Genomic DNA, 13878 nt, shown 5'->3' with positions numbered 1-13878 from the left:
ATATCATGCCAACAGGCTACACATACGAGATTGAAAATGGAGAAATAAATACCGGTGCAGAGTTTCTAAAACTTTGTACAAGGGAATTTGGTATTGCGGCAGATATGCGAGACGAATCGTTGTCGGTATCAACTCCATCATATTTTGAGCCAGATCCACGTTATTATGAAGCTTACCAAAAAGCTGTAAAGCACAGGGATGAATATCGAAATATAACATTTAACGACATGAAAAAACGATTGATTCAGCAATATGTCAAAAATAGAGAAGATGCATTTGCTTTCTTGGAAAAATATCCAAAAGAAGATGAAAAATACGAGAAAATTCTTAAGGAAATTGAAGCGTGGAATCCACCAACTTCTGCACATGAAAAACTAAAAGAATTTGCAATCGATCAAATTAAGATATCTATGAATACAAGTGCAATCCGTTTTTATAGGGATGTATTGCAGAAGCCATTAGATATTAGTAATGAAGCTGTATGCACTGCATTACAGGAGCTTGTAGATCAGGGAGAAAAAGACTGTAAGAGAACCTGGGATAGATGGCAAGCTTCTATTAATGATGCCAAAGAGAGAACTGAATGGATGCAACGACTTTTAGAAAGTTTGGAGGATAATCATGAATTGGATCAAGTGTGAACCAGGACACATGCCGGAAGACGATGAGAGATATAAGGGCAAGAAAGTAATCAATGTATTGGTCACTACGGATTGCGGTATGGTTACTAAAGTCCAGAGAATATATTATGTAGACATTCGTACTAATGTCGGTTCATGGTATTGGGGAAGAATCGGTGGTGAAATGAGGGCGTGGATGCCGTTGCCAAAACCGTACAAAGAGTAAATGATATTACATAGTTTGGAGGAAACGATGAAAATAGAACTTGAGATTCCTGATTTAGAAGAAATCTATCTGCCAAATTATTCATATGACGACGAATGTGAAATCAATGGCACAGATATGAAAAAGGCACTGGCTGAGATCGCAATCGAGAAGCTGGCTCAGAATATATATAACAATTATATAGACAATAAAGTATGTGTAGCGATTAGAGATAGTGTTTATTCGATTATGAAAGAACACTCAAAAGAAATTGTTGATACCGTTATTGATCGAGTCACACAGGAAATTTTGCAGAGAAAAGCTATTAAAAATGAAATGCCAAAGAAATCTGAATTAACTGAAATCAATAAGGATTGGGAGAATTATTTCACAGAACTAATTGATAAAGCTATTGCAAAACGGTTCAGATAAAAGAAACATTTTATGCTGTGGGTGAGGTGATTTTATGGAAATATTAAAGAATATACATTATGCCATAACTGCAATTTCACCATTTTTAATGATAGTTTTTTGCATTTATGGTCTCGTATCATGGGCTGATTGCGATGAGGATGGGGAAAACATTAGGGTAGCATTAGCAGTAATTACGTTAATTGTATTTATCTTATCACTTGCGGCATGGGGAATTGGAGACAGTGTTTGCGCCAAACAATCAGCGGTTGAAGAATTAAATGCTGTTGAGAACATTGTCGCCTTAAGTGATAACAATATGGTAAATGGAAGAATTTATATGCGTGGCGGTTATATTGATAACGACCTTTGGTATCAGTATATGGTTAAAGTTTCCAATGATGGATTTGTCGCAAATAAATTAAAAGCCAATACAGTTACATTATATTATACAAAAGAGAATTATAGAGTAGAGTGGTGGCGGTCACATAAGCAATGGTTGTGGTTTGAGCAAAATAAAACTTATCATAAGATTTACATTCCAGAAGGTAGTATTGCAAATGATTTCAGTGTGGATTTGAGGTGATTTTATGCATTGCGTAACAGATGAATTAGAGAGACTTGGCTACCCAGTAGGTACATTCCAGTTAGGCCAGCAGGTGTACAGAAAGAAAATTCAAACGCATAGGTTTTGGATTAGAAAAAAGTGCGATTTATGTGGTAGTTCCGGTAAAGTTCAGATTAAAAATGGAACTTACACTTGTCCTGTATGCCAAGGAAAACAAGAAATGTACGCAGTAGATGAATGGATTCCAGATGATACAAAAGTGATTGTTAAATCGATTGCGACGTTTACAAATCAACATGGGTCTTTTCAAATTTACGCAAGTGATTCCTCTGGATGTGGGTATTTGATTCAGAAAAATGATGATGGCAGCGACAATTATTATTCATCCATAGAAAAAGTTCAAGCGGTGTGTGATGAATATAATAAAAAACATTACGTCTATGCCAAATTGGAAGAATATGAAAGGATTCAGATTAGAGAACAGACTGGATATTAAGGAGAATTAATGGGTACGAATTTCTATTTATTTACAAAGAATTCTAAAATTGCATACAGATATTTCAGAGATGAGTTTGAGCTTGTAGATGTTCCTGAACTCGGTTATGAGATACATATTGGTAAGCGAAGCGCAGGATGGAAACCTCTGTTCCAGAGACATGATAATGCGTATACATCCGTCAGAGAGCTTGAACAATTCATTATAAACCATAATGATGATTTAGAAATTTTTAATGAATACGGCGAGAAATTTGATCTGCCTGGGTTGAAAAGCGAATTAATTAACTGGGCTGATAATCAAACAGTGCGACACTTGAAATATGTTCCAGATGGAATAGAGAATGTTGTGTTGGGATTTAAAGAATACTTCGTAGATGGCACACCGGAAGACTTTGATATTAAGACTCCGTTTGATCATATCGAATACAATACGTTAAATCCTGGCGGCTCAGAATTCACCAGTCTGAAATATTTAAGTCACGATGGGGATGGCTATGATTTCATGGTAGGAGATTTTTTATAAGGACGAACCGGCTTGATGTCGGTCGAATAAAAGAGGAGAAAGTAGAATGAGTTGGAATCCAGTGTTGAATAAATTTGTAGAAATCAAAAATGAATATAGGAATAAAATTGGAGAGCCAACTTATTCCTATAAATCCGGATACACCAATGAATCTCAGACCTGTTTGGAAAGATGGATTGAAGAATTAAATGAAAAACATCCAAGTGAACAGTATAGGCAATATGAAGATTTAATCTCTTGTCTGGAAATGAATCAGTGGAATAAGTTTTTGCTTATCAGATATGCAAGATACAGTAATGTGTATGATGGTGAGATTGATACTTCAGGCGAAGATTTCTGGGATAGATATGGTGGTTTTTACAGAGAATGTAGAAGTGTAGTTATCGATGTTATTAACGACAGTATTGTTTTAGCACCTTTTAAAAAGTTCTTTAATATTAACGAACTGGAAGAAACAAGTTTGGATAATATTGAGCGGAGAATTTCTACAGCAAAATTCGTTGAGTTTTCCAATAAACTTGATGGTTCTATGCAGTCTGCTACATGGTATGATGGGAAAATTATTATGGCCGGTAGTCAGGCCATTGATCCGAATAACTCCTGGCGTTTACAGGATGGATACAGAATGATTAATTCGCGGCCTGGTTATAAAGAGATGTTACAAGCAAATCCTCGCTATACTTTCATTTTTGAATATATTTCACTCAAAGATGCACATGTGGTTAAGTATTCGAAAGATCAGGAAGGTTTATATCTCATTGGCGTAAGAAATAATCGCAACGGAAAAGAGTTTCCATACGATTTAGTTTTAGGTACTGCTTCGTTTTACGACATTCCTACTACAGAAATTTTCGAGAAGACATTAAATCAGGTAATGGCTGAACTCGATGATAAATCATCTGATGAAGCAGAGGGATTTGTTGTAAACGTTGACGGTTATAAAGTTAAGGTTAAATACAACGACTATGTTCATATCCATAAAGCATTGTCCAAATTGTCATCTATTAATCTGATTATCAAATCTATCGCAGATGATACATTCGATGATTTACTTTCCAAACTTCCAGTTGCGTATCACGACAATGTGAAACGAGTTGCCAATATTGTTATTAATTATATTCAAGAAACTGAAAACATGGTTAGAGAATATTTGAATGCAGCTCCCAAAAGTGATAGGAAAGAATTTATGATATGGGTTGATTCTAATGTTCCAAAGAAATATCGAGGTTTCTGTAAATCACTATATCTTGGTAAGCCAATCAATGTTATTAGGAAGCATGATAATTCTGGCTATTTGAAACTAAAGGATATGGGAGTAGAAGATTACAAAAAAGTTTTCACGGAGGAAGAAGATGTATAAGCCGATGTTAACGGTTATGGTAGGACTTTCTGGTTCGGGAAAATCTACTATTGCCAGAACTGAATTGGCCGATGAGAATACAGTAATTGTATCGTCGGATGCGATTAGAGAAGAACTGTGCGGAGCTGTAGAGGATCAGTCTAAGAACGTGGAAGTTTTTAAGCTGTTCCATGAAAGAATTCGCAGGAATTTGGAGAAGAAAAAGAATGTAATTGCAGATGCAACCAATCTCACGATGAAGTCCAGACGAGCCATTCTTATGACTGTGAATGGGCTAGAAGATGTTTTCAAACGGTGCTACATTGTTCCAAAACCATATGAGCAGTGCTTAGAGGATAACCGACACAGAGAACATCCGGTTCCTGATGAGGTGCTTGCAAAGCAGATTGGCAGATTTCAAATCCCTTTCATAGAAGAAGGCTTTCATACAATTATTTTTCATAGAATGCCTGAAAATTGTGAAGCAAATGATATCCCAGATATGCGTGGCTTTGATCAGCAAAATCCGCATCATACATTAGATTTATACAATCATTGTACAATGGCGGTAAGGTTATTTTCTGCAAAATATGTATATCCGGCACGATTTCTGATTGGAGCATTGTATCATGATATCGGAAAAATGTACACACAAACGTTCGATGAAAGCGGCATAGCACATTACTATCAGCATCAATCTGTTGGGTCATATCATTTTCTAACTGCTATGTGTAGTATTGACGAAGAGACAGTATTGGATGAATGTTTCATCATCAATTACCACATGTTACCTTTTTATTGGGAAACCAAAAAGGCTCATCAGAAATGGAGAAAACGATTTGGAGAAGAGAAGTATCACATACTAATGGCGTTTCATGAGTGTGATATGAGAGCAAGATAAGGAGATGATTTTATTAAAATCGAACTGATTAAAATCCATTTGAATAACGGCAGTACATATAAATATAAGCCGTTGGACTGGTGTTGCAATGAACTAAGAGATAATCCTTGTGTGAATCTTTGTTCAGAAGATATTGTCAATGTCGATTATGAGGATGATGGCGGGTTTCAGCCTAAAATGTGTATCTCTGATAATTATGAAGATGGGGATTATGAGGATCATTGGATGGTGACGGATAATCATCCGATCAAATTCTGTCCATTTTGCGGTGAGGAAATCACGATTTCAACGGTAGCAGAAGAAGACCACAAAGAGGAATTGGCTTTGTTAGAAACTGAAATGGATAAGATGTTAAAAGAAATTCGCCGCACAGACAGTAAAAAGAAGACAGAAGAACTTAACGATCAGCGGAGAATATTAGATAAGAGAATAAATTATCTGTATGAATTTGGAGAGTATGAAAATGGAAGCAACAATTAGACTTAGTAAAGAAGATGTGGTGCGAATTATTGGGAAATATTATGGTCTGCGAGATGTAGATATTGAGATTATAAACCAAATTCGGTATGTACAAGTTCCAACGCATTTGTATGGGCCAGGATTCGATTCAAGATTAAAACAGGATCAAGACGACACTCTGATTGTGATACACAAGAAATGTTGAGGTTATAGCATGAAGCAGAGAACTAGAAAGAAATGGATGCGCCAGTATAAGCGCAAAATGAAAGAAAAGGATACATGGGATCTGAGCTACAATTTTGCAAGATACGTTCTGCCAAGACTGAAGAGATTTCGGCATGTTGTAAACGGCCATCCAGTAAAAGACGATGTGAAAACTATGGATGATTGGTACAAAGTATTGGACAAAATTATTCTGGCTTTTGATTATATAGTGGACGCTGATGACTGGTGGATTTTCAATCCTGAATATGATTATACTTCCGGTTTGCATTTTGGTAGTGAGCCAACTGATAAGCCTGGACGATCAAGATGCGTTATCACGGAAGAGGATTGGGTGGCTCCTGTAAGAGAGAAGATGAATAAAGAGGAGCAGCGCCGGTATGAAGTTATTCAGGAAGGTTTGAATCTGTTTGCAAAATGGTATATGCATCTGTGGTGGTAATAATATGAGTTGCTTAGATTGTCCGTATGAACTAAGAAAGCAGGTTAATAATTTGAATGAACAGATAAATGATTTTTGTGAATTAGAAGAGATCAAGGAGATGAACGATTCATGTCTTTAATATATAAGAACGACACATACAACTATAATGGCGAATATGAAATTGGTTCATTAAATAAATTTGCGCAAGCAGAAAGAAGATTGTCCGCAAAGAAACAGGCATTGGATGATATGAAGAATGAATACGATCTTATTGAACAACAGGCATTTCGCACTTATAAGGAGAATATTCAGTATATACTACTTGATCAGCCGTCTACGATTAAAATGTGTAGAGAATGGCTAAATATGTTATCAAAGAATCAGGATGCAGATGGCAACAGGCTTGATAAAAGAAAGAAGTATAAAGAAAAGAAAATGTATGATTGGTATATTGATTATATTAAAAAACTTCTTGATATTGAGTATATGAATGATGTTAAATTCATCGACTTTAATTTTGGTCAAGCTACTAATATTTACTTTGAATATAAAGAGCATAATTGGAGCTTAGAAATTCCTCATATTAAAGATATTAAATTGAATGCATATAGGAATTATGGTGTCAGTGTGTTTAAACTTGCATTACTACACAATAATACAGAATATAGTTGTAGTTGGTCGCAGTTTGGTTCTACATATGAGGAAGATGAATTGAGAGATATTATGGCACAAGGTATTGAGGAATATTGCAATTAGTTGTTGGCAACTTCATTAATGCTGTATAGACTACAATAAGTATTTTTCTGTATGTAATACTTGTGAATTTGGAGAATAATATATTGGAGGTAAAAACATAAATGAAACCAGTAGTATATTTTGATTTTAAGGAATGTGAGAACGATAATAATAGTGTTGTAATTGCAAAAGATAGATTAAAAGAGATTTTAGATGAAGTATATCAAGCAGGATATTCAGATGGGAACTCAAGTAAGACTACCATCACAACAACTCCTTGGAATTGGAGAGGCAATGATTGGATGGTTCCTAGAGAAATAACAGCAGGAACACCACTGAGAACTAATGAGACAATTATTACATGTAAAAATGAAAAGTCGAAGTAAAATAAAGATTCTAAATTCTAAAAATCGAACGAAATTTTTCTTTCATTTGGAGGTGAGAACAACGATTCATATAACAATTGGATATGATTGTGGAGATTCCTGCTATTGTGACAAAGCAAAAATTTGTAAACATCGTGGCAGATATAAATTCCACAATTTTTCAGTTAGCTTGCACACGTTCTTTGAATACAGACTACATATTAAACTTCCATATTTAATTTATATAGGACAAAAATGGGAAAGATTGAGTGGAACTGACAAATGTCCTTATCATAAAAGTAGAAATTATATTTGCCATGATTGTAAATTTGTTGGTGGAGAATTACTTAGGGATTGTTATTGTACAGAAAGGACGAATACAAATTATAAGGATTTGAAGCCTGATATTGAGACAAAAGATTGGGGTAAGAAATGTGCTTATTTTGAAAAATGTGAATGGGCAGATGACTATTTAAAATAGTAATAAAGTACGTTTCATCGGGAGAAAAGAAAATGAGCAGATATAAGGTTGATAAATATATACAAAATAAGTGGAACGACATTATAGAGAACACGCCAATGAATAAGGCTTATGTACTTGGTTATTCTCAAGGATGTTTCGTTGCTTATAAACACGTTGAAAAATTTTATAGGAAAGAAATTGCCGATAAGATGTGGGAAGACGTATTAAATGGAACAGATGAAGTAAGCATCACTTTTGCGGATCTAGTTAGGTTAGATTCTGATAATAGTAATTCAAAAGTAGAGAATATGATAGAGAAATTGCAATACGAAAAGCAGTACTAAAAGATAACGCAGGTTGTCTTATATTTTTTTGGCAATCTTTGTTATAGATGTTTTCCAACACATATAAGTGAGGTGAGATGATGTGATAGACGCAATTCTGTTTTTAATCGGAATAATAGTATGTGTCTTTCTTATTATGGTGATTGCTGGAATGATTGGTATTATAATTTCGGCTATTGCAGCAATGGTTGGAATTGTTCAACGTAAGGCAAATTTCGGAACGATGCTTTTTGGATTAACCGAAAAATACACAAAAGAGGGGTGATGTGATGAATCCAGTATTTATTTTATTGGTGATTATCGGAGTGGTTTTACTTTGGTTCTTACTGGCATTTGCGTTTAAGCCGATTGGTAATTTGTTTTACAGGCTCGGCAAAGACGCAGTTGATCAGATGAGCGATAAAAAAGATGAAGAAAAGGAGAAAAAAGATGAGTAGTAAGGGATTATTAGGTGGCGTAATTCTAGGAGGAGTGCTGATTGTAGGCACTGTAGGAGCATTTATGTGTTCCGAGAAAGTACCGGCTGGCTATGTGGGTATCGTGTACAACATGAATGGAGGTATCGATGGAGAAGTATTAACACAGGGATGGCATTTAGTTGCGCCGACAAAGAAAGTGACTACATATTCCATTGGTATTGAGCAGTCCTATCTGACTTCCGAGGATAAAGGTGATTCACCGGCGGATGAGAGTTTTTCCACGCCGACTTCCGATGGTAAATCATTAAAGGTTGATCTGGAATTTTCCTATAAATTCGATCAGGATAAGATTGCCAATACGTTTGTAATGTTCAAGGGGCAAGCAGGTAAATCTATCAAAGATACATTCATTAAACCAAAGATGAGAGCTTGGACACAGGAGGTTACTGCAAAGTATCCGGTGACAGATGTCTTCGGAGACAAAAGACAAGAGCTGAATGAAGCACTGGATGTATATCTGAAACAGAAATTTGAGCCTTATGGAATTATTATTGATACCGTAAACTTTACCAACATTTCTACTGATTCTGAGACTTCCGCTGCGATTCAGAAGAAAGTAACTGCACAGCAGGAATTAGAACTTGCCAACATCGAAGCTAAGACCGCAAAAGTTCAGGCAGACAAAGACAAACAGGTAGCATTAATTGCGGCTGAACAGGAGAAAGAAAAAGCAGCTATTGTAGCAGAACAGAAGAAGATCCAGGCAAAAGGTGATGCAGAAGCCATGAGAATTAAGGCAGAAGCAGAGGCAGACGCTAATGCAAAAGTGGCAGCATCTCTGACATCTGAGTTAATTGAGAAGCAGAAGATTGAAAAATGGTCTGGGAATGTGCCGACCGTACAGGGCAGTGCTACTCCGATTATCGATATGACAAAATAAATGAGGAGATAGAATGGGATTTATTTTTGGATTTCTAGGGATGATTATCTTGATCTTTCTTGCAATCGTAATTTTCGTAGCAATTGTATATGGATTAACATATATACTGACGAGAATTTTAGCTGCATTTGGAAGAATTGTATATATTATTTCCCAAAAAGAAAACAAGCTGAATAACTTATATGAGAAATTAGATAGATACGGATTTTAAAAAGAGAATTAAATAATATAAGAAACTGAAACAAATTTTGATAATACGAGGCTGTCTGTAGGGTCACAGCTACAGGCAGTATTTCCAAAAAAATACGAGAGGAGAACAAACGTGGATTTCAAAACTTTATTAAAAACTGAACAGTATGACTTTCTGCGAACCAATGAACACTTAGGAAAGAATATCATCCTATTAACTTTAGGTGGCAGTTATGCTTATGGAATGGCTAAACCAGGGATTTCAGATGTTGATGTGCGTGGTATTGCGCTGAATAGCAAACAGGAAATCTTATTAGGAAATGATTTTGAGCAGGTTGCGGAAGAAAATACAGATACAACCGTTTATTCTTTCAACAAAATGATTAAGCTGTTATCGTCCAATAATCCGAACGTATTGGAAATTTTAGGCTGTCGGCCAGACGATTATCTGTATCTATCAGACATCGGTAAAGAACTGATTTCCAATAGAAAGATGTTTCTTTCAAAAATTTGTATTAATACATTTGGAAATTATGCCCATAGCCAACTTCACCGCCTCGAAAATAAGGCTGCACGTTTGGTTAGCCAGTCCGACAATGAGAAACATATTCTGAAAACGATTTATAATGCTTACTACGATTTCAAGAATAAGTATTATCCATATACAGACAACGAGATTCATTTATATATTGATAAAAGTGAACACGAAGGATATGACAGCGAAATTTTCATTGATGCCGATTTAAAACATTATCCTCTTAGAGACTGGGCTGGCCTTTGGAACGAAATGAAGTCCATTGTAAGCAGCTATGATAAAGTCGGCAAACGGAATAGACATGCTATGGTTCATGAAAAGATTGGTAAACACATGGCACATCTGATTCGGTTATATATCATGGGCATTAATATTCTGGAAAAAGAAGAAATCATTACATATATGGCAGATGAACATGATTTACTCATGCGTATCAGAAATGATGGATTCTTAGATGAAAACTCTCAACCAACACAGGAATTTTATGAAATACTTCATGATTATGAGAGAAGATTTGAATATGCGAAAGAGAATACATCATTACCGGATATTCCAGATAAGAAGAGAATTTCTGAGTTTAAAGCATATGTAAATGAAAAGATTGTGAGAGGAGAGGTTTGATGGATATTTCGACGAGAACGAGAGAAAGATTCTGTAAGGATTGTAAAATACCAATCGGAATCTTTGAGGAACCATATTTTTCAGATCGTCTCAAATTGTATGATAGGCTCTATGGAACTTTAGATAAATGGAATAGATTTACCGAAGATTTAAAGAAATACAATTGTGAACAGGACTATTTCGAAAAATATAACTCAGTTAAAGAAGCTGCTATGGCTACCATCAAAAATTCAGAAGCATTTAAATTTTTTAACGAAGATGATATGAACAAATACGTTATTAAGCATACGGGTTTGCCATCTGGTGAAATTTATCATCCTGGAAACGATGGAAAGATGTTTATTAGTGTAGATATGAGACAGGCTAATTTTTCATCGCTATCTTATTATGCCGATCGGATAGGCAAGAGTATTTTTAATGGTGCATCAACTTGGGAAGATTTTATTTCCTTATTCACAGAGAGCAGTCATATTATCCACAGTAAATATATCCGGCAGGTTATTCTAGGAAATTGCAATCCAAGACGACAGGTTACATACGAAAAATATCTAATGGATCATGTTATCGATTTACTCAGTAATTCTATTAGTCCAAGCAAAATTGTCTTTTTCTCCAATGATGAAATCGTGTTTGATGTAAGCGATGAGTCGCATATCCCAACACTTTATAAAAGAAGTCAGTATATTGATCAATTATTACTTCTGGTAATGGACGTGTCATTTAGAGTAGAACTTTTTAAGCTTGTAAAAATTGGTGGAACAGATGGTTACGCAAAGAAAATCATTCAGAATGGTCGAGGAGAATATAAATTTGAACTCAAACATCTGGACAATTATGTATTGCCGTTTGTATTAAGAAAATTGCAGAATGAGGAAATTACAGAGAGCGATAAAATGTTCTATCACAGAGGACTCCTAGCAAAGTTCGTAGATGTACCGGAAATCTGGATTGATTAGAGGAGAACATATAGGTGAGTATTGAGAAAATTGATTTGCCGGCAGCGATATTAAAAATATTCGATGTGATTCGTGAATATGGTGCGGAAGCTTATGTGGTCGGTGGTTGTGTTAGAGATACGATCATCGGACGACCTGTTCATGATTGGGATATTTGCACTCCTGTTCTGGCGGTAGACGTGCAGAGAATCTTCGAAGAGAAAGGCTATCAGGTGATTCCAACAGGATTACAGCATGGAACTGTCACAGTCATGATTGACAGCGTTGGCTATGAGATTACAACTTTCCGTCGAGACGGAGAATATAGTGATGGCCGTCATCCTGATCATGTTGAATTTACCAGTGATTTAGTATCTGATTTAGCACGTAGGGATTTTACCATGAACGCCATTGCGTATAATCCTGATTTCGCTTTAGTTGATCCGTTTTGTGGTATGGAAGATATTGAAGATAAACGTATCCGCTGCGTAGGAAATCCGGAAGACAGATTTTCAGAGGATGCGCTGCGCATTTTACGAGCAATAAGATTTGCTTGCCAGTTAGATTTCAACCTTGATCCATCAATCGGTTGGACTATCGGATATACCGACATCAGGGAGAAATTATCACAGATTTCCAGTGAACGCATTCAGGGCGAGTTTATGAAGATGATTGTATGTAAATCATTTCCAGAACGGTTCATGTGGCATCACAAGGTATTTGAGATGTTTATTCCAGAGTGGAAGAATATGTTCATGTGGCAGAATAATCCGTACCATATTTACAACGTGGCGCAGCATAGCGTGAATGTTATGAAGAGTTTACAACATCCGTATGATGACGATAAGGTTCTTCTATTAGCGGCAATGTTCCATGATATCGGTAAAACGAAATGTTACCACGATGATGAGAATGGTATTAGGCATTTTAATGGTCACGGCAGAGTAAGCGCTGATATGACAGATGAGATTTTAAGACGGCTGAGATTTGACAATAAAACAAAAGAAAAAGTTGTAGAGTTGATTCATTACCATGATGCCACGTTTGAGATTGGCAGAAAATATATCCTGCGTTGGTTACGAAAATTAGGAGTTAAGCAGTTTCAGAGATTATTACAGCTTCGCAGAGCAGATATCATGGCGCAGAATCCAGAATATTTACAGACGAGACTAGAAAAATTAAATAGGATCGAGTCTTTGTTAGATGAAATCTTAGAAGAGAAACCTTGTTGTACATTAGCTGATCTTAAAGTCAGAGGATACGATGTGATGAAGTATATGCACCTAGAAACTGGTAGAGAGGTTGGATATTGGTTGGAAGAAATTCTTAAGCGTGTAATAGATGGTCGTTTGATGAACGATAGAGATGAACTAATCCGGTGGATGGTCGGCATAACAGATGGATGGATTAAAATTTTAAAGGAGAAATAAATTAATGAAGATTATTATGTTGGTGTACTTCATCTACCGTTTGTTTCTGCTAATCAAAAGCACGAAACAACGGTTAAACTATAAAGAATTTCAAAAATCAGGGCGAATGGCAAAAGAAGCATATCGAAAAATGTTGGGAACTTATCCACCGGAATATCACGAAGCTCTAAATATGATTATGACGGTAATTATGGTGTTCGTGCAGTTGGTTCATATTTGGTTATGTACATATCTATGCGTATCTACTCAAAACGTTGGACTGAAAATCTTGTGCTATACAGAGGTTGCCGCAACGATTTATACATGGTTAACACACTGGAAAGAAATTAAATCAGAATTGTTCAACGGCAATAATGAAAAATTAACGTACCATAGATTCGAAGAAATTTTTGGCGTGCTTTTAGGATATGCGTGTTATATCACGGCAATTATCACACTGATTTCAAAATAGAAGGAGAGAATACATATTATGAGAAAGTTAACTGAGAAGGAAATTGCATTATTACAGAGTTTTAAAGGTCAGCCGGACGGCGCAAATAAGTTCTTTACGGAGTTAGAAGTAATCTATCAAAACGATACAGATACACTGGCAGAAATTAGACGTTGCAAAGATATGAGAGATTCATTGGATTTTCTGGACACATATCCGGCACACGAGAAAAGTCAGCACATGTTCTATCAGTTCATGGACGATCTTCTGAGCAAAATCGGATATAGAAAATAGAGAATGGA

23 protein-coding genes are annotated in these 13878 nt (G+C 35.8%); all 23 read left to right on the top strand.

Translation table 11 applies throughout. From position 1 onward, the window contains the following. Positions 1–5 precede the first annotated feature (5 nt). Positions 6–641, top strand: a complete 636-nt coding sequence (locus DWZ40_RS08570) for a hypothetical protein (protein ID WP_118542635.1) — start codon at positions 6–8, stop codon at positions 639–641. Continuing rightward, complete coding sequence (locus DWZ40_RS08565) at positions 622–846, top strand: DUF551 domain-containing protein (RefSeq protein WP_118542634.1); 225 nt, start codon at positions 622–624, stop codon at positions 844–846. Before DWZ40_RS08570 ends, DWZ40_RS08565 begins: the two co-directional genes overlap by 20 nt. A 27-nt stretch (positions 847–873) precedes the next feature. Beyond that, complete coding sequence (locus DWZ40_RS08560) at positions 874–1257, top strand: hypothetical protein (RefSeq protein WP_118542633.1); 384 nt, start codon at positions 874–876, stop codon at positions 1255–1257. 34 nt (positions 1258–1291) lie between these two features. Further along, positions 1292–1822, top strand: a complete 531-nt coding sequence (locus DWZ40_RS08555; RefSeq protein ID WP_118542632.1) for a hypothetical protein — start codon at positions 1292–1294, stop codon at positions 1820–1822. Between the two features lie 4 nt (positions 1823–1826). Further along, positions 1827–2300: a hypothetical protein gene (locus DWZ40_RS08550; RefSeq protein ID WP_118542631.1), complete on the top strand. Its 474-nt coding sequence runs from the start codon at positions 1827–1829 to the stop codon at positions 2298–2300. Positions 2301–2309: 9 nt separating this feature from the next. Next, the gene (locus tag DWZ40_RS08545; RefSeq protein ID WP_118542630.1) at positions 2310–2825 is read left to right on the top strand and encodes a hypothetical protein; all 516 of its coding nucleotides are present in this window, start codon (positions 2310–2312) and stop codon (positions 2823–2825) included. A gap of 46 nt (positions 2826–2871) precedes the next feature. Continuing rightward, positions 2872–4185, top strand: coding sequence for a T4 RnlA family RNA ligase (locus DWZ40_RS08540; RefSeq protein WP_118542629.1), 1314 nt, complete (start codon positions 2872–2874; stop codon positions 4183–4185). After that, positions 4178–5065, top strand: a complete 888-nt coding sequence (locus DWZ40_RS08535; RefSeq protein ID WP_118542628.1) for an ATP-binding protein — start codon at positions 4178–4180, stop codon at positions 5063–5065. The genes DWZ40_RS08540 and DWZ40_RS08535 overlap by 8 nt, the downstream gene beginning before the upstream one ends. 39 nt (positions 5066–5104) lie before the next feature. Beyond that, complete coding sequence (locus DWZ40_RS08530; RefSeq protein WP_147354161.1) at positions 5105–5545, top strand: hypothetical protein; 441 nt, start codon at positions 5105–5107, stop codon at positions 5543–5545. After that, entirely contained in the window at positions 5529–5729 is a 201-nt protein-coding gene (locus DWZ40_RS08525; protein ID WP_118542626.1) for a hypothetical protein, read from the top strand. The genes DWZ40_RS08530 and DWZ40_RS08525 overlap by 17 nt, the downstream gene beginning before the upstream one ends. A 9-nt stretch (positions 5730–5738) precedes the next feature. Continuing rightward, positions 5739–6188 (top strand): hypothetical protein, encoded by a 450-nt coding sequence (locus tag DWZ40_RS08520; protein ID WP_118542625.1) that lies wholly within the window; start codon positions 5739–5741, stop codon positions 6186–6188. 111 nt (positions 6189–6299) lie between these two features. Beyond that, positions 6300–6926, top strand: a complete 627-nt coding sequence (locus DWZ40_RS08515) for a hypothetical protein (RefSeq protein ID WP_118542624.1) — start codon at positions 6300–6302, stop codon at positions 6924–6926. Positions 6927–7027: 101 nt separating this feature from the next. Continuing rightward, positions 7028–7291, top strand: a complete 264-nt coding sequence (locus DWZ40_RS08510; protein WP_118542623.1) for a hypothetical protein — start codon at positions 7028–7030, stop codon at positions 7289–7291. A gap of 492 nt (positions 7292–7783) precedes the next feature. After that, positions 7784–8077, top strand: a complete 294-nt coding sequence (locus tag DWZ40_RS08505) for a hypothetical protein (protein ID WP_118542622.1) — start codon at positions 7784–7786, stop codon at positions 8075–8077. Positions 8078–8159: 82 nt separating this feature from the next. Further along, positions 8160–8342: a hypothetical protein gene (locus tag DWZ40_RS08500; RefSeq protein ID WP_118542621.1), complete on the top strand. Its 183-nt coding sequence runs from the start codon at positions 8160–8162 to the stop codon at positions 8340–8342. A 1-nt stretch (position 8343) separates the two neighbouring features. Beyond that, a complete protein-coding gene (locus DWZ40_RS19450; protein WP_182431672.1) occupies positions 8344–8514 on the top strand; it encodes a hypothetical protein in 171 nt (56 codons plus the stop codon). Then, on the top strand, positions 8507–9436 hold the full coding sequence (locus DWZ40_RS08495; protein ID WP_118542620.1) for a prohibitin family protein: 930 nt from the start codon (positions 8507–8509) through the stop codon (positions 9434–9436). Before DWZ40_RS19450 ends, DWZ40_RS08495 begins: the two co-directional genes overlap by 8 nt. A gap of 13 nt (positions 9437–9449) precedes the next feature. After that, complete coding sequence (locus DWZ40_RS08490) at positions 9450–9647, top strand: hypothetical protein (RefSeq protein ID WP_118542619.1); 198 nt, start codon at positions 9450–9452, stop codon at positions 9645–9647. Positions 9648–9758: 111 nt separating this feature from the next. Continuing rightward, positions 9759–10781 carry a nucleotidyltransferase domain-containing protein gene (locus DWZ40_RS08485; RefSeq protein ID WP_118542618.1) on the top strand — a complete coding sequence of 341 codons (1023 nt, stop codon included), beginning with the start codon at positions 9759–9761 and terminating at the stop codon, positions 10779–10781. Then, positions 10781–11737: a hypothetical protein gene (locus tag DWZ40_RS08480; RefSeq protein WP_118542617.1), complete on the top strand. Its 957-nt coding sequence runs from the start codon at positions 10781–10783 to the stop codon at positions 11735–11737. The genes DWZ40_RS08485 and DWZ40_RS08480 overlap by 1 nt, the downstream gene beginning before the upstream one ends. A gap of 14 nt (positions 11738–11751) precedes the next feature. Further along, the gene (locus tag DWZ40_RS08475; RefSeq protein WP_243035282.1) at positions 11752–13146 is read left to right on the top strand and encodes an HD domain-containing protein; all 1395 of its coding nucleotides are present in this window, start codon (positions 11752–11754) and stop codon (positions 13144–13146) included. A gap of 4 nt (positions 13147–13150) precedes the next feature. Beyond that, positions 13151–13597, top strand: coding sequence for a hypothetical protein (locus tag DWZ40_RS08470; protein WP_118542616.1), 447 nt, complete (start codon positions 13151–13153; stop codon positions 13595–13597). A gap of 18 nt (positions 13598–13615) precedes the next feature. Continuing rightward, the gene (locus tag DWZ40_RS08465) at positions 13616–13870 is read left to right on the top strand and encodes a hypothetical protein (protein ID WP_118542615.1); all 255 of its coding nucleotides are present in this window, start codon (positions 13616–13618) and stop codon (positions 13868–13870) included. The last annotated feature ends 8 nt before the right edge of the window (positions 13871–13878 follow it).

The sequence above is a fragment of the Clostridium sp. AF32-12BH genome, assembly GCF_003477935.1.
Lineage (GTDB): Bacteria > Bacillota > Clostridia > Lachnospirales > Lachnospiraceae > Brotaphodocola.
Note: the sequence above shows the minus strand (reverse complement) of the source record. Positions and strands in the feature narration are given on the sequence as shown.

Coding starts and splice junctions, on each gene's coding strand:
- DWZ40_RS08510 (WP_118542623.1), top strand. CDS start 7,028: ATGAAACCAGTAGTATATTTTGATTTTAAGGAATGTGAGAACGATAAT.
- DWZ40_RS08515 (WP_118542624.1), top strand. CDS start 6,300: ATGTCTTTAATATATAAGAACGACACATACAACTATAATGGCGAATAT.
- DWZ40_RS08545 (WP_118542630.1), top strand. CDS start 2,310: ATGGGTACGAATTTCTATTTATTTACAAAGAATTCTAAAATTGCATAC.
- DWZ40_RS08520 (WP_118542625.1), top strand. CDS start 5,739: ATGAAGCAGAGAACTAGAAAGAAATGGATGCGCCAGTATAAGCGCAAA.
- DWZ40_RS08550 (WP_118542631.1), top strand. CDS start 1,827: ATGCATTGCGTAACAGATGAATTAGAGAGACTTGGCTACCCAGTAGGT.
- DWZ40_RS08540 (WP_118542629.1), top strand. CDS start 2,872: ATGAGTTGGAATCCAGTGTTGAATAAATTTGTAGAAATCAAAAATGAA.
- DWZ40_RS08525 (WP_118542626.1), top strand. CDS start 5,529: ATGGAAGCAACAATTAGACTTAGTAAAGAAGATGTGGTGCGAATTATT.
- DWZ40_RS08555 (WP_118542632.1), top strand. CDS start 1,292: ATGGAAATATTAAAGAATATACATTATGCCATAACTGCAATTTCACCA.
- DWZ40_RS08490 (WP_118542619.1), top strand. CDS start 9,450: ATGGGATTTATTTTTGGATTTCTAGGGATGATTATCTTGATCTTTCTT.
- DWZ40_RS08470 (WP_118542616.1), top strand. CDS start 13,151: ATGAAGATTATTATGTTGGTGTACTTCATCTACCGTTTGTTTCTGCTA.
- DWZ40_RS08535 (WP_118542628.1), top strand. CDS start 4,178: ATGTATAAGCCGATGTTAACGGTTATGGTAGGACTTTCTGGTTCGGGA.
- DWZ40_RS08480 (WP_118542617.1), top strand. CDS start 10,781: ATGGATATTTCGACGAGAACGAGAGAAAGATTCTGTAAGGATTGTAAA.
- DWZ40_RS08565 (WP_118542634.1), top strand. CDS start 622: ATGAATTGGATCAAGTGTGAACCAGGACACATGCCGGAAGACGATGAG.
- DWZ40_RS08505 (WP_118542622.1), top strand. CDS start 7,784: ATGAGCAGATATAAGGTTGATAAATATATACAAAATAAGTGGAACGAC.
- DWZ40_RS08465 (WP_118542615.1), top strand. CDS start 13,616: ATGAGAAAGTTAACTGAGAAGGAAATTGCATTATTACAGAGTTTTAAA.
- DWZ40_RS08560 (WP_118542633.1), top strand. CDS start 874: ATGAAAATAGAACTTGAGATTCCTGATTTAGAAGAAATCTATCTGCCA.
- DWZ40_RS08570 (WP_118542635.1), top strand. CDS start 6: ATGCCAACAGGCTACACATACGAGATTGAAAATGGAGAAATAAATACC.
- DWZ40_RS08495 (WP_118542620.1), top strand. CDS start 8,507: ATGAGTAGTAAGGGATTATTAGGTGGCGTAATTCTAGGAGGAGTGCTG.